Source organism: Salmonella sp. SAL04162 (assembly GCF_046551535.1).
Classification (GTDB): domain Bacteria; phylum Pseudomonadota; class Gammaproteobacteria; order Enterobacterales; family Enterobacteriaceae; genus Salmonella; species Salmonella enterica.
In genome coordinates this window covers 44855-67936 of record NZ_JBGDVX010000018.1, presented here as the reverse complement: position 1 = coordinate 67936, position 23082 = coordinate 44855, and the positions used below count along the sequence as shown (strand labels likewise).

The following is a 23082-nucleotide window of genomic DNA, read 5'->3' as shown; positions in this document are numbered from 1 at the left end:
AGCGGCCTCAGAAAGTGACGCCAGCGCAAAGAATGACGTTCGCATACGGGGAACACTCCCCGCTGCGAATCACCGCCTGACTGTCTGCAGTCAATTTTTTGAATTGTTCGTGTGTCGTATAACTAATTTTTATGGTGTTTCCCTGGTGTTGCTGCAGTTGCTCAAGGTGAGTGAGCAACGTTTCGTGGAGCTGCGGATTCTGTTGTTTGATTTCCGTTGCAAGAATCGCCGCCTCAACCTGCATTTCCCGGGTCACAACATCCACCACCTGCATAAAAGAAGGTACGCCCTGGGTTAGTGCCATATCGATACGCGCGGTGCTATTCGGGATAGGTAAACCCGCATCACAGACCACCAGAGTATCAGTATGCCCCAGACGGGAAATGACCGACGAGATTTCAGAGTTGAGTACGGTGCCTTTCTTCATTTTTCTGCTCCACTAGCGAAACGTTTCGCTGGCCGCAGTGTAACCCTGGATGTGTTCATAAAACCATCATGACGTAACAGAATTGTGATCGCCGTCGAAACGTTTCGCTAGCGGAAATCAGGTGAAGATAATCGCCCGATGGCGATTATCTTGTGGGAATCTACGGATTGGCCAGGCCGGGTAAGCCAACGCGGCCCCCGGCATGGTGACGGGAGGTTAAATCTCGACCTGCGTTCCTAACTCAATCACGCGGTTAGGCGGGATCTCGAACTGATCCGGCGCGCGCAGAGCGTTACGTTGCAGCAACAAATACAGCTTGCCGCGCAGACGCAAATACCACGGGCGTTTGCCGACAATCAACGACTCGTGCGACATAAAGAACGACGTTTCCATCATCCGACAGCTAAGCCCTTCCAGACCGCAGCGGTGGAACACCTCTTCAACGTTTGGCGTTTCGCGCCAGCCGTAGCTGGCCACCACGCGCCAGAATGTCGGAGACAACTGCTCAATCTGCACCCGGCGAACGTTATGCACATAAGGCGCATCTTCCGTACGCAACGTCAGTAAGATTACGCGCTCATGCAACACTTTGTTGTGCTTCAGGTTATGCAATAAAGCAAAAGGGATCACACTGAGCGCGCGCGACATGTATACGGCAGTACCCGGTACCCGAACCGGCGGTGACTTCTCCAGTGAAGCAATCATCGCTTCCAGCGAATTACCGTGTTCATGCATACGACGCAACAGGCGGAAACGCTCGCTCTTCCAGGTGGTCATGATCGTGAACATGATCAGGCCCAGGCTCAGCGGCAGCCAACCACCGGACAACAATTTGTCGAGGTTAGCCGAGAACAGCGGGATATCCACGCACAGGAACGCGATGAGGATCAGCGCGACAAAATATTTGTTCCAGTGCCAGTTCTTACGCGCCACGGTCGTAGAAAGAATAGACGTCAGCACCATCGTGCCGGTCACGGCGATACCATAGGCCGCCGCCAGGTTGCTGGAGTGCTCAAAGCTAACAATAACAACCACGACCGCGAAATAAAGCAGCCAGTTAACGAAAGGGATATAGATCTGACCGGACTCCATCTCGGAGGTATGGATAATGCGCATTGGCGACAAATAGCCAAGACGCACGGCCTGACGCGTCAGCGAAAAGACGCCGGAAATGACCGCCTGGGAGGCGATCACCGTCGCCAGCGCGGCCAGAATCAGCAGCGGAATTAACGCCCAGTCCGGCGCCAACAGGAAGAAGGGATTTTTAATCGCTTCCGGATGCTTTAGTAGCAATGCGCCCTGACCAAAGTAGTTCAGTACTAACGACGGCAGTACCACGGTAAACCACGCCAGGCGAATCGGGAACTTACCGAAGTGTCCCATATCGGCGTACAACGCCTCTACGCCGGTAATCGACAGCACCACCGCGCCCAACGCAATAAATGATACGGTTTTATATTCAAGGAAAAAACGTACCGCCCAGACAGGATTCAGCGCATGTAACACTTCGGGATTGGCGATAATACTGCGCAGGCCAAGTACCGCCAGGATTAAAAACCAGGTCAGCATAATCGGCGCAAAGAGTTTCCCTACCATTCCCGTACCGTGCTTCTGAATCATAAACAACAGAGTCAGCACAATAATGGAGAGCGGGACAATCCAGGTATCCAGCTGCGGCGCGACAATCTCCAGGCCTTCAATCGCCGACATCACCGAAATCGCCGGCGTAATGACCACTTCGCCATAGAAAAAGCTGCCGCCTATCAGTCCCATGATAACTAACATGGATGTAGTGCGCGCCGAGGTATTACGCCCGGCAAGCGACATCAGCGTCAAAATTCCACCTTCACCCGCGTTATCGGCGCGCATCACGAAGGTGAGATATTTGATGGAAACCACAAAGATGAGTAGCCAGAAGATCAGCGACAGAAAACCAAACACGGCATCTCGTTCAACGCCAAAACCAAACTGACCGGACAAACATTCACGAAGCGTATAAAGCGGGCTGGTACCAATATCACCGTAGACAACCCCAATAGCTGCGAGGGTAATCGCAGGCAACGATTGCTTATTATCAGTGCTCATAGACTCATCTTTCGTTTATACACGTCACCCTTCACGCTACCTCCTTGTCGGCTGCATTCGCTTACCCCAGTCACACGTTTAAGTCAGTGCCAGGGGATTCACTCCTTTGCCGCCTTGATGTAGTTTGAATGAATGAGTGTATAGATATGAAATGTGTGCTTAGTCCCTTGGCCCACAAAAAAGCGCACAGTATGCACGATTAATCATAAAATCGTACCCCTAAATGAAGCCAGATTAACCTGGCTCAAAGAAAAATAAACAGCGCATCAGACGATTATAGCCCCGGTGGTGAAACGTCTATACTCGCAATTAGCATGATCCATTTGTCGAAAGGACGCCTCTTTATTATGGCTCACCCACATTTATTAGCGGAAAGAATTTCCCGTCTGAGCAGCGCCCTTGAGAAGGGGCTGTATGAACGTAGTCACGCCATACGCCTGTGCCTACTGGCGGCGTTAAGCGGTGAAAGCGTCTTTTTGTTGGGCCCGCCCGGTATCGCCAAGAGTCTGATTGCCCGCCGCCTGAAGTTTGCTTTCCAGCGCGCCCGCGCTTTTGAATATCTGATGACACGCTTTTCCACGCCGGAAGAGGTTTTTGGACCGCTCTCTATTCAGGCGCTGAAAGATGAAGGTCGCTATGAACGCTTAACGACCGGCTACCTTCCCGAAGCCGAAATCGTTTTTCTGGATGAAATCTGGAAAGCCGGGCCCGCTATCCTGAACACATTGCTGACCGCCATTAACGAACGCCATTTCCGCAACGGCGCGTTTGAGGAAAAAATTCCGATGCGGCTGCTGGTGGCGGCCTCTAACGAACTGCCCGAAGCGGACAGCAGCCTGGAAGCCTTGTACGACCGAATGTTGATTCGCCTGTGGCTGGATAAAGTTCAGGATAAAGCCAATTTCCGCTCCATGCTGGTTAGTCAGCAGGATGAGAGCGATAACCCGGTCCCCGCCTCGTTACAGGTTAGCGACGAAGAATATCAACAGTGGCAAAAAGATATCGGCGCGATTTCACTGCCAGATCCGGTCTTTGAGCTGATATTTACTCTGCGCCAACAGCTGGATAATTTGCCGAATGCGCCTTATGTCTCCGACCGTCGCTGGAAGAAAGCCATCCGCCTGTTACAGGCGAGCGCCTTCTTTAGCGGACGCGACGCGGTTGCGCCGATTGACCTTATCCTGCTAAAAGATTGCTTGTGGTATGACGCGCAGAGTCTGAATCTCATGCAACAGCAACTGGAAATATTGATGACCGGACACGCCTGGCAGCAGCAGGCCATGCTGACTCGCCTCGGCGGTATCGTCCAGCGTCGCCTCCAGTTGCAGCAACAGCAAAGCGATAAAACCGCTTTCACCGTCATTAAAGAAGGCGGTATGTTCAGCCGCCGCCCGCATTACACTTTACCGCCGGAAGCCAGCGCGTCAACGTTGACGTTATTGCTACAAAAACCGCTAAAACTGCATGATATGGAAGTGATCCATATTACCTTTGACCGCAGCGCGCTGGAACTTTGGCTGACCAAAGGCGGCGAGATCCGCGGCAAACTGAACGGGATCGGCTTTGCCCAAACGCTGAATATGGAAGTCGATAACGCTCAACATTTGGTGGTGCGCGACATCAGTCTACAAGGTACCCGTCTGGCGTTACCGGGAGCGGCTGAAGACAGTATGCCTGCGGAGATCAAACAGCAGCTGGAAACGTTAGAAAACGAATGGCGCCAGCAACATACCCGCTTCAGCGAGCAGCAACATTGCCTGTTTATTCACAGCGACTGGTTAGGGCGCATTGAGGCCAGCCTGCAGGATGTAGGAGAACAGATCCGTCAGGCGCAACAATGCTGACGCTGGATACGCTAAATACCATGCTGGCCGTCAGCGAAGAGGGAATGGTCGAAGAGATGATCCTTGCGCTACTGGCTTCCCCACAGCTGGTCATTTTCTTTGAAAAGTTTCCGCGTTTAAAAAACGCCGTGACCGCCGATCTCCCGCGCTGGCGGGAAGCGCTACGCAGCCGTCTTAAAGACGCACGCGTTCCGCCGGAACTCATGGAAGAGGTCATGTGTTATCAGCAAAGCCAACTTCTCTCTACCCCACAGTTCATCGTGCAACTGCCGCAAATACTGGCGTTGCTTCACCGCCTGCATTCACCGTATGCCGCGCAGGCGAAGCAGTTGACGGAGAGCAACAGTACCTTTACCCCTGCGCTACACACGCTTTTTTTGCAACGCTGGCGGTTAAGTCTGGTCGTGCAGGCCACCACGTTAAACCAACAACTACTGGAAGAAGAGCGCGAGCAGTTGCTGAGTGACGTCCAGGAACGGATGACGCTGAGCGGGCAACTGGAACCGACGCTGGCGGAAAATGATAATGCCGCAGGCCGCCTGTGGGATATGAGCGCGGGCCAGCTTAAACGTGGTGATTATCAACTGATTGTAAAATACGGCGAATTTCTCGCCGCCCAGCCGGAGCTAATGCAACTGGCGGAACAACTGGGACGTTCGCGGGAAGCCAAATCGGTACCGAAAAAAGACGCGCCGATGGAAACCTTTCGTACACTGGTACGCGAACCCGCTACGGTGCCGGAGCAGGTTGACGGTATTCAGCAAGGCGATGATATTCTGCGCCTGTTGCCGCCAGAGCTGGCGACGCTCGGCATCACCGAGCTGGAATATGAATTTTACCGCCGGTTAGTGGAAAAACAGCTCCTCACCTATCGCCTGCATGGCGAAGCGTGGCGTGAGAAAGTGACCGAACGGCCGGTAGTACACCAGGATGTCGACGAGCAGCCGCGCGGACCGTTTATTGTCTGCGTCGATACTTCAGGCTCGATGGGGGGATTTAACGAGCAGTGCGCAAAAGCGTTCTGCCTGGCGTTGATGCGCGTTGCGCTGGCGGATAACCGCCGCTGCTTTATTATGCTGTTTTCCACTGACGTTGTGCGCTATGAACTCTCCGGCCCGGAAGGTATCGAGCAGGCCATCCGCTTTTTAAGTCAACGTTTTCGCGGCGGCACGGATATCGCCAGCTGTTTTCGCGCCATTATTGAAAGAATGCAGGGACGGGAATGGTTTGATGCCGATGCGGTGGTCATTTCGGATTTTATCGCCCAGCGCTTGCCGGATGACGTGGTGAGCAAAGTGGGAGAGTTGCAGCGTCTTCACCAGCATCGATTCCATGCGGTGGCGATGTCGGCACACGGCAAACCCGGCATCATGCGCATTTTCGATCATATCTGGCGCTTTGACACCGGGATGCGAAGCCGCCTGCTGAGACGCTGGCGGCGCTAAAGGCTTATAAAATAGCAGGAATGCTTTCGCGAACCTGAGCGGGCCATACGCCGCACTGTACCTGACCAATATGCGGCAATTGCAGCAGCAACATCGTCAGACGCGACTGCCCAATCCCGCCGCCGATGGTCTGCGGCATTTCGCCGCGCAGCAGCGCCTGATGCCACTCCAGTTGCAGGCGATCTTCATCACCGGTCAACGCCAGCTGGCGCATCAGCGTATCGGCATCTACGCGGATACCCATAGAGGAAAGCTCAAACGCATCTTCCAGCACCGGGTTCCACACCAGGATATCGCCGTTCAGACCGGCGTAGCCCAGCTCAGATGCGGAGCTCCAGTCATCATAATCCGGCGCACGTACATCATGGCGGTGGCCATCGCTCAGTTTACCGCCGATCCCCACCAGGAAAACGGCGCCAAGTTCTTTGGCGATCGCGCGTTCGCGCCCTTTCGCATCCAGATCCGGGAAACGCGCCAGCAGTTCCTGACTGTGAACAAAATGGATCTGATCCGGCAGGAACGGCGCCAGACCAAACTCTTTACTGACCGCGGCTTCGGTAGCTTTAATTCCTGCCCATATAGCCTCTACTGTGCTTTTCAGGGTGGAAAATTGGCGCTCGCCATCGCCCATGACACGCTCCCAGTCCCACTGATCCACATAGACCGAGTGGAGCGGAGAGAGTCGGTCTTCATCGGGGCGAAGGGCTTTCATGTGCGTGTACAGCCCTTCGCCCGCGCTGAAGTCATGTTGCCCCAGGGTTTGACGTTTCCACTTCGCCAGTGAATGCACCACTTCGAACTGGGCGTCAGGCAACGCTTTCACTTTTACCTGCACCGCTTTTTCACAGCCGGACAAATTATCCTGCGTACCATCCCCTACGCGACTCAGGATCGGCGCCTGGACCTCAATCAGACCCAGACGCTCCTCCAGCTGGCGAGAGAAATGTGATTTCACGAAGCTAATTTGACGTTGTTTGGCAATGTAAGCGGTTTTCATTTTTTTACTCCTGCGTCCTGTTGCCTATGATTAAGCAACAAAACGAGAGCACTATTCAATAATCAACAGATAAAAAGCTAACTTCGGTTTTGATTCGTTAAAAATAATGGCTAAAATAGAGATAATCATTAATCTGCATAAGAAAAAGCGATGGAAAATTATCAGATCGACAATCTGGACCGCGGCATACTTGACGCCTTAATGGAAAATGCCCGCACCGCCTACGCCGAACTGGCCAAACAATTTGGCGTTAGCCCTGGAACCATTCACGTTCGCGTCGAGAAAATGAAGCAGGCCGGGATCATTACGGGCGCACGGATTGACGTCAGCCCTAAACAACTGGGCTACGATGTGGGCTGCTTTATTGGCATCATCCTCAAAAGCGCCAAAGACTATCCCTCCGCACTGGCCCGGCTGGAAAGCCTGGATGAGGTGACGGAAGCGTATTACACCACCGGTCACTACAGCATCTTTATAAAAGTGATGTGCAAATCAATCGACGCGCTTCAGCACGTACTTATCAACAAGATCCAAACAATTGATGAAATTCAGTCCACTGAGACACTGATCGTCTTGCAGAACCCGATCATGCGCACCATCAAGCCATGATCGGCTTTTTTAATCCCACATTTTTCCACAGGTAGATCCCAGCTCGTTCACAGAGTACAATGCAGCCTCTTTACCTGAGCGAGCGATCAATGGCAGACATTACTCTTATCAGCGGCAGCACCCTGGGCGGCGCCGAATACGTCGCGGAACATCTGGCGGAAAAGCTGGAAGCTGCCGGTTTTTCAACCGAAACGGTGCACGGTCCGTTATTAGAGGATCTGTCAACTTCCGGGATCTGGCTGATAATCAGCTCAACGCACGGTGCCGGAGACATTCCCGACAACCTGACCCCTTTCTATGAAGACCTTCAGACGCAGAAACCCGATCTTTCCGCGGTACGTTTCGGCGCAATTGGCATTGGTAGTCGAGAATACGACACGTTTTGCGGCGCGATTGAGAAAATAGAAGCGGAACTGAAAGACGCTGGCGCAAAACAGGTTGGGGAAACACTGAAGATCAACATCCTTGAACATGAGATTCCGGAAGATCCAGCGGAGATTTGGCTCGGATCCTGGATTAATTTACTCAAATAAGTGTAAAGATCGTGCGATCCATTGTGGATAAATCTGGTGGAAAGCTTGGATCAACCGGTAGTTATCCAAAGAATAACCGTTGTTCACTTTTTGAGTTGTGTATAAGTACCCGTTTTGATCCCAGCTTATACGGGCCACGATCACCGATCATTCACAGCTAGTGATCCTTTCCAACGCATTGATCTTTATTACAGGATCCGGGTTATCCACAGCCTGGAGCGATCCTAATAAGAGATCACAATAGAACAGATCTCTAAATAAAAAGATCTTCTTTTTAATAGCCCGGATCCCGGGGCTTTCTCCATCGGCTAAAGTTGAGTAGAATCCACCGCCCGGGCTTCAATCCATTTTCACACCGCGTTATGCGAGGCAATTACCATGTTTTATCAGGATCCTTTTGACGTCATTATTATTGGCGGGGGTCATGCAGGCACTGAGGCCGCGATGGCCGCAGCGCGTATGGGTCAACAGACTCTGCTTTTGACACACAATATTGACACGTTGGGGCAGATGAGCTGCAACCCGGCGATCGGCGGTATTGGAAAGGGACATCTGGTAAAAGAGGTGGATGCGCTCGGCGGTCTGATGGCGAAAGCGATCGATCAGGCAGGTATTCAGTTTAGGATACTAAACGCCAGCAAAGGTCCGGCCGTTCGCGCTACCCGGGCTCAGGCGGATCGAGTCTTATATCGCCAGGCGGTGCGTACCGCGCTGGAGAACCAGCCGAACCTGATGATCTTCCAGCAAGCGGTTGAAGATCTGATTGTCGAAAACGATCGCGTTGTCGGCGCCGTGACCCAAATGGGGCTCAAATTCCGCGCGAAAGCGGTGGTGCTGACCGTCGGAACCTTCCTGGACGGCAAAATTCATATTGGTCTGGATAACTACAGCGGCGGTCGTGCTGGCGATCCGCCATCCATCCCGCTATCTCGCCGTCTGCGTGAGCTTCCGCTACGCGTCAGTCGCCTGAAAACCGGCACACCGCCGCGTATTGATGCGCGTACTATCGATTTCAGCGTGTTGGCTCAACAGCATGGCGATAACCCGATGCCGGTTTTCTCGTTTATGGGGAATGCTTCTCAGCATCCGCAACAGGTGCCGTGTTACATCACGCATACCAATGAGAAAACCCATGATGTGATTCGTAATAACCTCGATCGTAGCCCAATGTACGCTGGCGTGATCGAAGGGATCGGCCCACGCTACTGTCCTTCGATCGAAGACAAAGTGATGCGTTTTGCCGATCGTAACCAGCATCAGATCTTCCTTGAGCCGGAAGGACTGACCTCTAACGAGATTTACCCTAACGGTATCTCCACCAGCCTGCCGTTTGACGTGCAGATGCAGATTGTCCGTTCCATGCAGGGCATGGAGAACGCGAAGATCGTTCGCCCTGGTTACGCGATTGAGTATGATTTCTTCGACCCGCGCGATCTGAAACCGACTCTGGAAAGTAAATTTATTCACGGCCTGTTCTTTGCTGGTCAAATCAACGGTACTACCGGCTATGAAGAGGCTGCGGCGCAGGGCTTGCTCGCTGGTCTGAATGCCGCGCGTCTTTCCGCCGACAAAGAGGGCTGGGCGCCTGCGCGTTCTCAGGCTTATCTCGGCGTGCTGGTGGACGATCTCTGTACGCTGGGCACCAAAGAGCCGTATCGCATGTTTACCTCCCGCGCCGAATATCGCCTGATGCTGCGTGAGGACAACGCCGATCTGCGTCTGACCGAAATGGGCCGCGAGCTGGGTCTGGTGGATGATGAACGCTGGGCGCGATTCAACGAGAAGCTGGAAAATATCGAACGCGAACGTCAGCGGCTGAAATCGACATGGGTAACGCCGTCTGCGGAATCCGCCGATGAAGTGAATGCGCATTTGACCACGCCTCTCTCCCGTGAGGCCAGCGGCGAAGATCTGTTGCGTCGTCCGGAAATGACCTACGCGCAGCTCACTTCGCTTGCCGCATTCGCGCCTGCGCTTGAAGATGAGCAAGCCGCTGAGCAGGTGGAAATCCAGGTCAAATACGAAGGGTATATCGCTCGCCAGCAGGATGAGATTGAAAAACAACTACGTAACGAGAATACGTTGCTGCCTGCCACGCTGGATTATCGTCAGGTTTCCGGTCTGTCGAACGAAGTTATCGCCAAGCTGAACGATCATAAACCGGCGTCTATCGGTCAGGCATCGCGTATCTCCGGCGTTACGCCAGCGGCAATCTCCATTCTGCTGGTATGGCTGAAAAAACAAGGTATGCTGCGTCGTAGCGCTTGATAACACTAATTTGGCGGGGGCGCTTCGCTTGCCCGCCCTACAAATTTGTAGGCCCGATAAGCGAAAGCGCATCGGGCATTTGATTATTAACAGGTAATGACCGTGCTCAACAAACTCTCTCGTCTGCTGGCTGATGCCGGTATTTCTCTTACCGATCACCAGAAAACGCTGCTGGTCGCCTACGTTGATATGCTGCATAAATGGAACAAAGCATACAACCTGACGTCAGTGCGGGATCCCAACGAAATGTTGGTACGCCATATTCTCGACAGCATAGTCGTTGCGCCGTATCTTCAGGGACAGCGTTTTATCGATGTAGGAACAGGACCGGGGCTGCCGGGCATCCCGCTGGCTATTGTTCTCCCTGACGCGCATTTCACCTTACTCGACAGCCTGGGCAAGCGGGTACGTTTTCTGCGTCAGGTCCAGCACGAACTGAAACTGGAAAACCTCACGCCGGTTCAAAGCCGCGTTGAAGCCTATCCTTCCGAACCGCCGTTTGATGGCGTTATCAGCCGCGCTTTCGCATCGTTGAATGATATGGTGAGCTGGTGTCACCATCTGCCGGGAGAGAAAGGGCGTTTTTATGCCTTAAAAGGGCAATTGCCAGGAGATGAAATTGCCTCACTACCTGACAATTTTAGCGTCGAATCTGTTGAAAAATTACGCGTTCCGCAACTGGAAGGCGAGCGGCATCTGGTGATTATTAAGTCAAACAAAGTTTAATTTTTATCAAAAAAAATAGAAAAAAAACGACGCGGCTTGTGTTAAAAATCGACAGGTATAACGCATTTCAGCGTTGTTACATTTAACTCTGGATTTACGGTTTCGTTTCAACATGACAACGTCGCTTCTTTTGTTAAAACAGAGAGTAATCAACTTTGTAAATATCAGTCTGCTAAAAATCGAATCGAAAAATCACTTTTGCTTGTTAAATTTTTATTATAAATGTCAATGGGGCGTTTTTAAGGTGTAAGCTGGTATTTTTAAAACAGTACCTGGTTTTACGCTTAAATATCAAAAAGATGAAAAGGCATGAATTGACACGTAAATGAATTGCGTAAGCATGAATATGTTTAATGTGTGATCTGGTGCACGCTTTATCGCCAGTGTTTTCGCGCTATTTGCAGTTTTGTACGATCGTTCACACTTTGGTTAAAAGTTAAAAATGCGGGCCAGAGAAAAATATTTAAACATTTATTCACCTTTTGGCTACTTATTGTTTGAAATCACGGGGGCGCACCGTATAATTTGACCGCTTTTTGATGCTTGACTCTAAGTCTTAAAGAACGTTTTATACGACACGCGGCATACCTCGAAGTGAGCAGGAGTAAAAACGTGATGTCTGTGTCGCTCGTGAGTCGAAACGTTGCTCGTAAGCTTCTGTTCATTCAGTTTCTGGCGGTAATAGCAAGTGGATTGCTGTTTTGCCTCAAAGACCCCTTCTGGGGCATCTCCGCAGTATGTGGGGGATTGGCAGTGGCACTGCCTAATATGTTGTTTATGATATTTGCCTGGCGTCACCAGGCGCATACACCTGCTAAGGGCCGCGTGTCCTGGACTTTCGCCTTCGGTGAAGCCTTCAAGGTGTTAGCGATGCTGGTTTTACTGGTGGTGGCGTTGGCGGTTTTAAAGGCGGTGTTTTTGCCGCTGATCGTTACGTGGGTTTTGGTGCTGGTGGTTCAGATACTGGCGCCGGCTGTAATTAACAACAAAGGGTAAAAGGCATCATGGCTTCAGAAAATATGACGCCGCAGGAATACATAGGACACCATCTGAATAACCTTCAGCTGGACCTGCGTACTTTCTCGCTGGTGGATCCGCAGAACCCCCCAGCCACCTTCTGGACGCTCAATATTGACTCCATGTTCTTCTCGGTGGTGCTGGGTCTGTTGTTTCTGGTGATGTTCCGTAGCGTTGCTAAAAAAGCGACCAGCGGCGTGCCAGGCAAGTTTCAGACCGCGATTGAGCTGATAGTCGGCTTTGTGCATGGCAGCGTCAAAGACATGTACCATGGCAAAAGCAAGCTGATTGCGCCGCTGGCCCTGACGATTTTCGTCTGGGTATTCCTTATGAACCTGATGGACTTACTGCCTATCGACCTGCTGCCGTATATCGCTGAGCATTGGCTGGGTCTGCCGGCAACGCGCGTGGTGCCGTCTGCTGACGTCAACATCACCCTGTCGATGGCGCTGGGCGTATTCATCCTTATTCTGTTCTACAGCATCAAAATGAAAGGCATCGGCGGCTTCGCTAAAGAGTTGACGCTGCAGCCGTTCAATCACTGGGCGTTCATTCCTGTCAACTTAATCCTTGAAGGGGTAAGTCTGCTGTCCAAACCGGTTTCTCTCGGTCTGCGACTGTTCGGCAACATGTATGCCGGTGAGCTGATTTTCATTCTGATTGCTGGTCTGTTGCCGTGGTGGTCACAGTGGATTCTGAATGTGCCGTGGGCCATTTTCCACATCCTGATTATTACGCTGCAAGCCTTCATTTTCATGGTTCTGACGATTGTCTATCTGTCGATGGCGTCCGAAGAGCATTAATTTACCAACACTACTACGTTTTAACTGAAACAAACTGGAGACTGTCATGGAAAACCTGAATATGGATCTGCTGTACATGGCTGCCGCTGTGATGATGGGTCTGGCGGCAATCGGTGCTGCGATCGGTATCGGCATCCTCGGGGGTAAATTCCTGGAAGGCGCGGCGCGTCAACCTGATCTGATTCCTCTGCTGCGTACTCAGTTCTTTATCGTTATGGGTCTGGTGGATGCTATCCCGATGATCGCTGTAGGTCTGGGTCTGTACGTGATGTTCGCTGTCGCGTAGTAAGCGTTGCTTGAATTAAGAGCAATATCAGAAGGTTAACTAGATAGAGGCATTGTGCTGTGAATCTTAACGCAACAATCCTCGGCCAGGCCATCGCGTTTATTCTCTTTGTCTGGTTTTGCATGAAGTACGTATGGCCGCCGTTAATGGCAGCCATCGAGAAACGTCAGAAAGAAATTGCTGACGGTCTCGCTTCTGCTGAACGAGCACATAAGGATCTTGACCTTGCAAAGGCCAGCGCGACCGACCAGCTGAAAAAAGCGAAAGCGGAAGCTCAGGTAATCATCGAGCAGGCAAACAAACGCCGCGCTCAGATCCTGGACGAAGCCAAAACTGAAGCAGAGCAGGAACGTACTAAAATCGTGGCGCAGGCGCAGGCGGAAATTGAAGCCGAGCGTAAACGCGCCCGTGAAGAGCTGCGTAAGCAAGTTGCTATCCTGGCTGTTGCTGGCGCCGAGAAGATCATCGAACGTTCCGTGGATGAAGCTGCTAACAGCGACATCGTGGATAAACTTGTCGCTGAACTGTAAGGAGGGAGGGGCTGATGTCTGAATTTGTTACGGTAGCTCGCCCCTACGCCAAAGCAGCTTTTGACTTTGCCGTTGAACACCAAAGTGTAGAGCGCTGGCAGGATATGCTGGCGTTTGCCGCCGAGGTAACCAAGAACGAACAAATGGCAGAGCTTCTCTCTGGCGCGCTGGCGCCGGAAACGCTCGCTGAGTCGTTTATCGCAGTCTGCGGTGAGCAGTTAGACGAAAACGGTCAGAACCTGATTCGGGTGATGGCTGAAAATAATCGTCTGAACGCGCTCCCGGATGTTCTGGAGCAGTTTATTCATCTGCGTGCCGCCAGTGAAGCTACCTCCGAGGTAGAAGTTACGTCGGCAACCGCATTGAGTGAAGAGCAGCTTTCGAAAATCAGCGCCGCGATGGAAAAACGTCTGTCACGCAAAGTGAAGCTGAATTGCAAAATCGATAAGTCTGTAATGGCAGGCGTTATCATCCGGGCGGGTGATATGGTCATTGATGGCAGCGTACGCGGCCGTCTTGAGCGCCTTGCAGACGTCTTGCAGTCTTAAGGGGACTGGAGCATGCAACTGAATTCCACCGAAATCAGCGAACTGATCAAGCAGCGCATTGCTCAGTTCAATGTGGTGAGCGAAGCTCACAACGAAGGTACTATTGTTTCTGTCAGTGACGGTGTTATCCGCATTCACGGCCTGGCCGATTGTATGCAGGGTGAAATGATCTCCCTGCCGGGTAACCGTTACGCTATCGCACTGAACCTGGAGCGCGACTCCGTGGGTGCGGTAGTCATGGGTCCATACGCTGACCTTGCCGAAGGCATGAAGGTTAAATGTACGGGCCGTATCCTGGAAGTTCCGGTTGGCCGCGGCCTGCTGGGACGTGTGGTAAACACCCTGGGTGCGCCAATCGACGGTAAAGGTCCGGTTGATAATGACGGCTTCTCTGCCGTTGAAGCGATTGCGCCGGGCGTTATCGATCGTCAGTCTGTCGATCAGCCGGTGCAGACCGGTTATAAAGCCGTTGACTCCATGATCCCAATCGGTCGTGGTCAGCGTGAACTGATCATCGGTGACCGTCAGACCGGTAAAACCGCGCTGGCTATCGACGCCATCATCAACCAGCGCGACTCCGGCATCAAATGTATCTATGTCGCTATCGGCCAGAAAGCGTCTACCATCTCTAACGTGGTACGTAAACTGGAAGAGCACGGCGCGCTGGCTAACACCATTGTTGTGGTGGCAACCGCGTCCGAATCCGCTGCGCTGCAATATCTGGCGCCGTATGCCGGTTGCGCAATGGGCGAATACTTCCGCGACCGCGGCGAAGATGCGCTGATCATTTACGATGACCTGTCTAAACAGGCTGTTGCTTACCGTCAGATCTCCCTGCTGCTCCGTCGTCCGCCAGGACGTGAAGCATTCCCGGGCGACGTATTCTACCTCCACTCTCGTCTGCTGGAGCGTGCTGCGCGTGTTAACGCCGACTACGTCGAAGCCTTCACCAAAGGTGAAGTGAAAGGGAAAACCGGCTCTCTGACCGCGCTGCCGATTATCGAAACGCAGGCAGGTGACGTTTCCGCGTTCGTTCCGACCAACGTAATTTCCATTACCGATGGTCAGATCTTCCTGGAATCTAACCTGTTTAACGCCGGTATTCGTCCTGCGGTTAACCCGGGTATCTCGGTATCCCGTGTAGGTGGCGCAGCCCAGACCAAGATCATGAAAAAACTGTCCGGTGGTATTCGTACCGCGCTGGCGCAGTATCGTGAACTGGCGGCGTTCTCTCAGTTTGCATCCGACCTTGACGATGCCACCCGTAAACAGCTTGACCACGGTCAGAAAGTGACCGAACTGCTGAAACAGAAACAGTATGCGCCGATGTCCGTCGCGCAGCAGTCTCTGGTTCTGTTCGCAGCAGAACGTGGTTATCTGGCGGATGTCGAACTGGCGAAAATCGGTAGCTTCGAAGCCGCACTGCTGGCTTACGTCGACCGTGATCACGCTCCGCTGATGCAAGAGATCAACCAGTCCGGTGGCTATAACGACGAAATCGAAGGCAAGCTGAAAGGCATCCTCGATTCCTTCAAAGCAACCCAGTCCTGGTAACGTCTGGCGGCTTGCCTTAGGGCAGGCCGTAAGGCATTGAGGAGAAGCTCATGGCCGGCGCAAAAGAGATACGTAGTAAGATCGCAAGCGTCCAGAACACGCAGAAGATCACTAAAGCGATGGAGATGGTCGCCGCTTCCAAAATGCGTAAATCGCAGGATCGCATGGCGGCCAGCCGTCCTTATGCAGAGACCATGCGCAAAGTGATTGGTCACCTTGCGAACGGTAATCTGGAATATAAGCACCCCTACCTGGAAGAGCGCGACGTTAAACGCGTGGGCTACCTGGTAGTGTCGACCGACCGTGGTTTGTGCGGTGGCTTGAACATTAACCTGTTCAAAAAGCTGCTGGCGGATATGAAGGCATGGTCCGATAAAGGCGTTCAGTGCGAACTCGCAATGATCGGCTCTAAGGGCGTGTCATTCTTTAATTCCGTAGGCGGCAACGTTGTCGCTCAGGTGACAGGTATGGGGGATAACCCTTCTCTGTCCGAACTGATCGGTCCGGTTAAAGTGATGTTGCAGGCCTACGACGAAGGCCGTCTGGACAAGCTTTACATTGTCAGCAACAAATTTATTAACACCATGTCTCAGGTGCCGACGATCACTCAACTGCTGCCGCTGCCGGCGTCAGAAGATGATGATCTGAAGCGTAAAGCCTGGGATTACCTGTATGAACCAGACCCGAAAGCGCTGCTGGATACTCTCCTGCGTCGTTATGTGGAGTCTCAGGTTTATCAGGGCGTGGTAGAAAACCTGGCCAGCGAGCAGGCCGCGCGAATGGTGGCGATGAAAGCCGCAACCGATAATGGCGGCAGCCTGATTAAAGAGCTGCAGTTGGTATACAACAAAGCTCGTCAGGCCAGCATTACTCAGGAACTCACCGAGATCGTCTCGGGGGCCGCCGCGGTTTAACCAGGTTATTTCGTAGAGGATTTAAGATGGCTACTGGAAAGATTGTCCAGGTAATCGGCGCCGTGGTCGACGTCGAGTTCCCTCAGGATGCCGTACCACGCGTGTACGATGCCCTTGAGGTGCAGAATGGTAATGAGAAGCTGGTGCTGGAAGTTCAGCAGCAGCTTGGCGGCGGTATTGTGCGTACCATCGCGATGGGGTCTTCTGACGGTCTGCGTCGCGGTCTGGATGTAAAAGATCTCGAACACCCGATCGAAGTCCCGGTAGGTAAAGCCACGCTGGGTCGTATCATGAACGTCCTGGGCGAACCGGTCGACATGAAAGGCGAGATCGGCGAAGAAGAGCGTTGGGCGATTCACCGCGCAGCGCCTTCTTACGAAGAGTTGTCAAACTCTCAGGAACTGCTGGAAACCGGTATCAAAGTTATCGACCTGATGTGTCCGTTCGCGAAGGGCGGTAAAGTCGGTCTGTTCGGTGGTGCGGGTGTAGGTAAAACCGTAAACATGATGGAGCTTATCCGTAACATCGCGATCGAGCACTCCGGTTACTCTGTGTTTGCGGGCGTAGGTGAACGTACTCGTGAGGGTAACGACTTCTACCACGAAATGACCGACTCCAACGTTATCGATAAAGTATCCCTGGTGTATGGCCAGATGAACGAACCGCCGGGAAACCGTCTGCGCGTTGCACTGACCGGCCTGACCATGGCGGAGAAATTCCGTGACGAAGGTCGTGACGTACTGCTGTTCGTCGATAACATCTATCGTTACACCCTGGCCGGTACGGAAGTATCCGCACTGCTGGGCCGTATGCCTTCCGCAGTAGGTTATCAGCCGACTCTGGCGGAAGAGATGGGCGTTCTGCAGGAACGTATCACCTCCACCAAAACCGGTTCTATCACCTCCGTACAGGCGGTATACGTACCGGCGGATGACTTGACTGACCCGTCTCCAGCCACCACCTTTGCGCACTTAGATGCAACCGTGGTACTGAGCCGTCAGATCGCATCCCTGGGTATCTACCCGGCCGTTGACCCGCTGGACTCCACCAGCCGTCAGCTGGATCCGCTGGTTGTTGGTCAGGAACACTACGACACCGCGCGTGGCGTTCAGTCCATCCTGCAGCGTTATCAGGAACTGAAAGACATCATCGCCATCCTCGGTATGGATGAACTGTCTGAAGAAGATAAACTGGTGGTAGCTCGCGCGCGTAAAATTCAGCGCTTCCTGTCCCAGCCGTTCTTCGTGGCGGAAGTATTTACCGGTTCTCCGGGCAAATACGTTTCCCTGAAAGACACCATCCGTGGCTTTAAAGGCATTATGGAAGGCGAATACGATCACCTGCCGGAGCAGGCGTTCTACATGGTCGGTTCCATCGACGAAGCCGTGGAAAAAGCCAAAAAACTTTAACGCCTTAATCGGAGGGTGATATGGCAATGACTTACCACCTGGATGTCGTCAGCGCGGAGCAACAAATGTTCTCCGGTCTGGTCGAGAAAATCCAGGTTACGGGTAGCGAAGGCGAACTGGGGATTTACCCGGGGCACGCGCCGCTGCTCACCGCCATTAAGCCTGGTATGATTCGCATCGTTAAGCAGCACGGTCATGAAGAGTTTATCTATCTGTCCGGCGGCATTCTGGAAGTGCAGCCTGGCAGCGTGACCGTTCTGGCGGATACCGCGATTCGCGGTCAGGATCTCGACGAAGCGCGAGCCCTGGAAGCGAAGCGTAAAGCCGAAGAGCACATTAAGAGCTCGCACGGTGACGTGGATTACGCTCAGGCGTCTGCGGAACTGGCCAAAGCGATCGCTAAACTGCGCGTTATCGAGTTGACCAAAAAAGCGATGTAACACCGGCTTGAAAGCATAAAACCAGTCTGATTGCGGACTGGTTTTTTTTTATCCTCTCAATTTTTATTCGATAAACTAGCAACGACAAAAACAAGCGGCTGAAGGCGACGCGTTTTCAGCGACAGCGCTGTTTTCATTAAATCCTTCTTTCTGGCATTGGCATCTGCACATTGTGCGAAGAAGGAAGGAATGGATGCGTTTTTATTGCATAAAATGAGGGATTATTACTATGTCATTTCAGCCATCCTTTGCGGGTCCACAACCCGACTCAAGGATTGATCGTACTACCTTTATTCGTCGCGCTTATCTTCATCTCGCCGTCGCCATCGTCGGTTTTATCGTGTTGAGCGCGGCGTGGAGTTTTATAGGGGTCGGGGAGTATGCGCTTGATGTGCTGCTGGCTGGTGGAAGATATAGCTGGTTGGTTGTTCTCGGCGCTTTTATGCTGGTGGGAATGCTGGCGACCCGTCTGGCGGATAATGCGGGGACTAATCAAACGCAACTTATCGGGCTGGGGATTTATGTGTTAGCAGAATCCCTGATTTTTGCCCCCCTGTTAACGGTGGCGGCGTATATTAACCCGTCGAGCATTGGCGCGGCGGCAATAACGACCCTGTTGCTGGTTGGCGGTCTGACGTTTACCGCTTTTTCCATAAAAAAAGACTTTTCTTTTCTGCGCTCGTTTCTGACTATGGCTGGGTTCATTGCTTTTGGCGCGATTATTGCCAGCGTCATCTGCGGCTTCTCGCTGGGCGTCTGGTTTTCTGCGCTAATGGTACTGCTGTGCGCCGGGTTTATACTTTACGACACTTCTAACATTATTCACCATTACCCTACCGATCGCCCTGCTGGCGCGGCATTACATCTGTTCGCTTCTATCGCGACCATGTTCTGGTATATTTTGCGGATTTTTATGTCGCGTAATTAAGTAAAAAAATACGCGCAACGGAAAACCAGCGGCCTCTGTCGCTGGTTTTTGCTTTTCTGACTCCCCTACGCTTTATTACGTTATCTTCTTTATTTATGGAGTAAAAAAACAGCAAAAACATCGGACTACGTTGCCAATACGCGGGTGTTTTTACTTTTCAGGAGACAAGAGGCGCGGTAATGAACGAAAATGATTCATTAGCAGGCGGGGATGTTATCCCGGTGAGCGTTTTATCCTTCTTCCATTTTACGATGAAAAAAATGTAGTATTTTCAACGTGAAACAGTATAAATTCGTTCTCAAATTACAGTCAGGACGCGTATGTTAAATAGTGCTATGAGCGTAGTGATCCTTGCCGCAGGTAAAGGCACGCGCATGTATTCCGATATTCCTAAAGTGCTGCACACGCTGGCGGGTAAACCCATGGTGCAGCATGTCATTGATGCAGCAACTAAATTAGGGGCCGCACAGGTTCATCTGGTCTATGGCCACGGTGGCGAGTTGTTAAAAAAGACCCTGAAAGATGACAAGCTGAACTGGGTGCTTCAGGCGGAACAGTTGGGAACAGGTCACGCAATGCAGCAGGCCGCGCCCTTCTTTAGCGACGATGAAGATATTTTAATGCTTTACGGCGACGTGCCGCTGATTTCGGTTGAAACCTTACAGCGCCTGTGCGATGCCAAACCGCAGGGTGGTATTGGGTTATTAACCGTGAAGCTGGACGATCCGAGCGGCTATGGCCGTATTACGCGTGAAAACGGTAAAGTGACCGGCATCGTTGAACATAAAGACGCCACTGATGAACAGCGTCAGATCCAGGAAATTAATACCGGTATTCTGATCGCCAACGGCGCGGACCTGAAACGCTGGTTGTCTAAGCTGACTAACAATAATGCGCAGGGTGAATATTACATCACAGATATCATTGCGCTGGCTTATCAGGAAGGACGGGAAATCGCCGCGGTGCATCCGGCTCGCATCAGCGAAACGGACGGCGTGAATAACCGTCTACAGCTTTCTCGTCTGGAGCGTATTTACCAGGCCGAACAGGCGGAGAAACTGCTGTTATCCGGCGTTATGTTGCGCGATCCGGCTCGTTTTGATCTGCGCGGTAATCTGGCTCACGGACGTGATGTGGAAATTGACGCTAACGTTATCATCGAAGGTAACGTGACGTTCGGTCATCGTGTGAAGATCGGCGCGGGCTGCATTATTAAAAACAGCGTCATTGGCGATGACTGTGAAATTAGCCCATACAGCGTGGTGGAAGATGCGCATCTGGAAGCGGCCTGCACCATCGGCCCGTTTGCTCGCCTGCGTCCAGGCGCGGAGCTGTTAGCGGGCGCTCACGTCGGCAATTTTGTTGAGATGAAAAAAGCGCGTCTGGGTAAAGGTTCTAAAGCCGGTCATCTGACCTACCTGGGCGATGCGGAAATTGGCGACAACGTGAATATCGGCGCGGGGACCATCACCTGTAACTATGATGGCGCGAACAAATTCAAAACGGTTATTGGCGACGATGTGTTTGTCGGCTCCGATACCCAACTGGTGGCGCCGGTTACTGTTGGTAAAGGTGCCACCATCGCCGCAGGGACTACCGTCACCCGTAATGTAGCCGACAATGAACTGGTATTAAGCCGCGTGCCGCAGGTACATAAGCAAGGCTGGCAGCGTCCGGTGAAGAAAAAGTGATTTTGTAAGCCGGATAAGCGTCAGCGCCATCCGGCAGACCGGAGATGAGAGGATAAAATAATCCTCCGCTCCATGAGCAGTACTTATAAAAATAACCCCACTCTCTACAAGGCTCGGGGCGCCCGCAACAACGGGCATACAGGTCAGCGACAACGCATGGCGTAATGCCATAATCAGGAAATAAAACTATGTGTGGAATTGTTGGCGCTATCGCGCAGCGTGATGTAGCTGAAATCCTTCTTGAAGGTTTACGTCGTCTGGAATACCGCGGATATGACTCTGCCGGTCTGGCCGTGGTGGATGCAGAAGGTCATATGACCCGCCTGCGTCGCCTCGGTAAAGTCCAGATGCTGGCTCAGGCAGCGGAAGAACATCCTCTGCATGGCGGTACCGGTATTGCTCACACTCGCTGGGCGACGCACGGTGAACCTTCAGAAGCTAACGCGCATCCGCATGTTTCTGAACACATTGTGGTGGTGCATAACGGCATCATCGAAAACCATGAACCGCTGCGTGAAGCGTTAAAAGCGCGTGGCTATACCTTCGTTTCTGAAACCGACACCGAAGTGATTGCACACCTGGTAAACTGGGAACTGAAACAGGGCGGTACTCTGCGTGAGGCTGTTCTGCGTGCTATCCCGCAGCTGCGTGGTGCGTACGGTACAGTGATCATGGATACCCGTCACCCGGATACCCTACTGGCGGCACGTTCTGGTAGCCCGTTGGTGATTGGCTTGGGTATGGGCGAAAACTTTATCGCTTCTGACCAGCTGGCGCTGTTGCCAGTGACTCGTCGCTTTATCTTCCTTGAAGAGGGCGATATCGCTGAAATCACTCGCCGTTCGGTAAATATCTTCGATAACACCGGCGCGGAAGTAAAACGTCAGGATATCGAATCCAATCTGCAATATGACGCGGGCGATAAAGGTATTTACCGCCACTACATGCAGAAAGAGATCTACGAACAGCCGAACGCGATTAAAAACACCCTTACCGGGCGCATCAGCCACGGTCAGGTGGATTTAAGCGAGCTGGGGCCGAACGCCGACGAACTGCTGTCGAAGGTTGAGCATATTCAGATCCTCGCCTGCGGTACGTCTTACAACTCCGGTATGGTTTCCCGTTACTGGTTTGAATCGCTGGCAGGTATTCCGTGCGACGTTGAAATCGCCTCTGAATTCCGCTATCGCAAATCTGCCGTGCGCCGTAATAGCCTGATGATCACACTCTCCCAGTCTGGCGAAACGGCAGATACCTTAGCGGGCCTGCGTTTATCCAAAGAATTGGGCTACCTCGGATCGCTCGCCATTTGTAACGTGCCCGGCTCTTCGCTGGTACGTGAATCCGATCTGGCGCTGATGACCAACGCGGGTACGGAAATTGGCGTAGCATCTACCAAAGCCTTCACCACCCAGTTAACCGTGCTGTTGATGCTGGTGGCGAAACTGTCTCGCCTGAAAGGTCTGGATGCGTCCATTGAGCATGATATCGTGCATGGCCTACAGGCGCTGCCGAGCCGTATTGAGCAGATGCTGTCGCAGGACAAACGCATCGAGCTGCTTGCAGAAGATTTCTCCGACAAGCATCACGCGTTATTCCTCGGTCGTGGCGATCAATATCCGATTGCGCTGGAAGGCGCGCTGAAGCTGAAAGAGATCTCTTACATTCACGCGGAAGCCTATGCTGCAGGCGAGCTGAAACACGGGCCGTTGGCGCTGATTGACGCCGATATGCCGGTGATTGTGGTGGCGCCGAACAACGAACTGCTGGAGAAACTGAAATCCAACATCGAAGAAGTTCGCGCGCGTGGCGGTCAGTTGTACGTCTTCGCCGACCAGGATGCGGGTTTCGTCAGCAGCGACAACATGCACATCATTGAGATGCCGCATGTAGAAGAAGTGATCGCGCCTATCTTCTACACCGTTCCGCTGCAACTGCTGGCGTATCACGTGGCGCTGATTAAAGGCACCGACGTTGACCAGCCGCGTAACCTGGCGAAATCGGTTACCGTAGAGTAAGTCAAATGTA

General features: G+C 52.5%; 21 protein-coding genes. 18 read left to right on the top strand and 3 right to left on the bottom strand.

What is annotated here, in order from left to right; all coding sequences use genetic code 11:
- Positions 1–7 precede the first annotated feature (7 nt).
- Positions 8–427: a D-ribose pyranase gene (rbsD, locus tag ACLJRH_RS24240; protein ID WP_000715944.1), complete on the bottom strand. Its 420-nt coding sequence runs from the start codon at positions 425–427 to the stop codon at positions 8–10.
- 216 nt (positions 428–643) lie between these two features.
- Entirely contained in the window at positions 644–2512 is a 1869-nt protein-coding gene (gene kup, locus ACLJRH_RS24235) for a low affinity potassium transporter Kup (RefSeq protein WP_000102338.1), read from the bottom strand.
- A gap of 347 nt (positions 2513–2859) precedes the next feature.
- Between kup and ravA the strand changes: the two genes are divergently transcribed.
- Both ravA and viaA read left to right on the top strand, forming a co-directional pair.
- Positions 2860–4356, top strand: a complete 1497-nt coding sequence (gene ravA, locus ACLJRH_RS24230; protein WP_000940989.1) for an ATPase RavA — start codon at positions 2860–2862, stop codon at positions 4354–4356.
- Positions 4350–5801, top strand: coding sequence for an ATPase RavA stimulator ViaA (viaA, locus tag ACLJRH_RS24225; RefSeq protein ID WP_000956585.1), 1452 nt, complete (start codon positions 4350–4352; stop codon positions 5799–5801). Before ravA ends, viaA begins: the two co-directional genes overlap by 7 nt.
- A gap of 4 nt (positions 5802–5805) precedes the next feature.
- Here viaA and asnA read toward each other — a convergent pair whose 3' ends face one another.
- On the bottom strand, positions 5806–6798 hold the full coding sequence (asnA, locus tag ACLJRH_RS24220; protein WP_000845114.1) for an aspartate--ammonia ligase: 993 nt from the start codon (positions 6796–6798) through the stop codon (positions 5806–5808).
- A 150-nt stretch (positions 6799–6948) separates the two neighbouring features.
- Here asnA and asnC point away from each other — a divergent pair, with 150 nt between their 5' ends.
- The 16 genes from asnC to glmS all read left to right on the top strand — a co-directional run bounded on the left by asnC (position 6949) and on the right by glmS (position 23072).
- Positions 6949–7407 (top strand): transcriptional regulator AsnC, encoded by a 459-nt coding sequence (asnC, locus tag ACLJRH_RS24215; RefSeq protein WP_000433016.1) that lies wholly within the window; start codon positions 6949–6951, stop codon positions 7405–7407.
- 89 nt (positions 7408–7496) lie between these two features.
- Positions 7497–7940: an FMN-binding protein MioC gene (gene mioC, locus ACLJRH_RS24210; protein ID WP_001518982.1), complete on the top strand. Its 444-nt coding sequence runs from the start codon at positions 7497–7499 to the stop codon at positions 7938–7940.
- A 378-nt stretch (positions 7941–8318) separates the two neighbouring features.
- On the top strand, positions 8319–10208 hold the full coding sequence (mnmG, locus tag ACLJRH_RS24205; protein ID WP_000499872.1) for a tRNA uridine-5-carboxymethylaminomethyl(34) synthesis enzyme MnmG: 1890 nt from the start codon (positions 8319–8321) through the stop codon (positions 10206–10208).
- 102 nt (positions 10209–10310) lie between these two features.
- The gene (rsmG, locus tag ACLJRH_RS24200) at positions 10311–10934 is read left to right on the top strand and encodes a 16S rRNA (guanine(527)-N(7))-methyltransferase RsmG (RefSeq protein WP_023136905.1); all 624 of its coding nucleotides are present in this window, start codon (positions 10311–10313) and stop codon (positions 10932–10934) included.
- A gap of 615 nt (positions 10935–11549) precedes the next feature.
- Positions 11550–11930 (top strand): F0F1 ATP synthase subunit I, encoded by a 381-nt coding sequence (gene atpI / locus ACLJRH_RS24195; RefSeq protein WP_000116685.1) that lies wholly within the window; start codon positions 11550–11552, stop codon positions 11928–11930.
- Positions 11931–11938: 8 nt separating this feature from the next.
- Positions 11939–12754 (top strand): F0F1 ATP synthase subunit A, encoded by an 816-nt coding sequence (atpB, locus tag ACLJRH_RS24190; protein WP_000135632.1) that lies wholly within the window; start codon positions 11939–11941, stop codon positions 12752–12754.
- A 46-nt stretch (positions 12755–12800) separates the two neighbouring features.
- On the top strand, positions 12801–13040 hold the full coding sequence (atpE, locus tag ACLJRH_RS24185) for a F0F1 ATP synthase subunit C (RefSeq protein WP_000429386.1): 240 nt from the start codon (positions 12801–12803) through the stop codon (positions 13038–13040).
- Positions 13041–13099: 59 nt separating this feature from the next.
- Positions 13100–13570 carry a F0F1 ATP synthase subunit B gene (gene atpF, locus ACLJRH_RS24180; protein ID WP_001052212.1) on the top strand — a complete coding sequence of 157 codons (471 nt, stop codon included), beginning with the start codon at positions 13100–13102 and terminating at the stop codon, positions 13568–13570.
- Positions 13571–13584: 14 nt separating this feature from the next.
- The gene (atpH, locus tag ACLJRH_RS24175; protein ID WP_001288957.1) at positions 13585–14118 is read left to right on the top strand and encodes a F0F1 ATP synthase subunit delta; all 534 of its coding nucleotides are present in this window, start codon (positions 13585–13587) and stop codon (positions 14116–14118) included.
- 12 nt (positions 14119–14130) lie between these two features.
- Positions 14131–15672, top strand: coding sequence for a F0F1 ATP synthase subunit alpha (gene atpA / locus ACLJRH_RS24170; RefSeq protein ID WP_001176751.1), 1542 nt, complete (start codon positions 14131–14133; stop codon positions 15670–15672).
- Positions 15673–15722: 50 nt separating this feature from the next.
- Positions 15723–16586: a F0F1 ATP synthase subunit gamma gene (gene atpG / locus ACLJRH_RS24165; RefSeq protein ID WP_000896506.1), complete on the top strand. Its 864-nt coding sequence runs from the start codon at positions 15723–15725 to the stop codon at positions 16584–16586.
- 26 nt (positions 16587–16612) lie between these two features.
- On the top strand, positions 16613–17995 hold the full coding sequence (gene atpD / locus ACLJRH_RS24160) for a F0F1 ATP synthase subunit beta (RefSeq protein WP_000190499.1): 1383 nt from the start codon (positions 16613–16615) through the stop codon (positions 17993–17995).
- Positions 17996–18015: 20 nt separating this feature from the next.
- Positions 18016–18435, top strand: coding sequence for a F0F1 ATP synthase subunit epsilon (locus ACLJRH_RS24155; RefSeq protein WP_001251971.1), 420 nt, complete (start codon positions 18016–18018; stop codon positions 18433–18435).
- A gap of 229 nt (positions 18436–18664) precedes the next feature.
- On the top strand, positions 18665–19363 hold the full coding sequence (locus tag ACLJRH_RS24150) for a Bax inhibitor-1 family protein (protein WP_000009908.1): 699 nt from the start codon (positions 18665–18667) through the stop codon (positions 19361–19363).
- A 320-nt stretch (positions 19364–19683) separates the two neighbouring features.
- Positions 19684–21054, top strand: a complete 1371-nt coding sequence (glmU, locus tag ACLJRH_RS24145) for a bifunctional UDP-N-acetylglucosamine diphosphorylase/glucosamine-1-phosphate N-acetyltransferase GlmU (RefSeq protein WP_023136904.1) — start codon at positions 19684–19686, stop codon at positions 21052–21054.
- Between the two features lie 188 nt (positions 21055–21242).
- Positions 21243–23072 carry a glutamine--fructose-6-phosphate transaminase (isomerizing) gene (gene glmS, locus ACLJRH_RS24140; protein ID WP_000334067.1) on the top strand — a complete coding sequence of 610 codons (1830 nt, stop codon included), beginning with the start codon at positions 21243–21245 and terminating at the stop codon, positions 23070–23072.
- Positions 23073–23082: the final 10 nt, after the last annotated feature.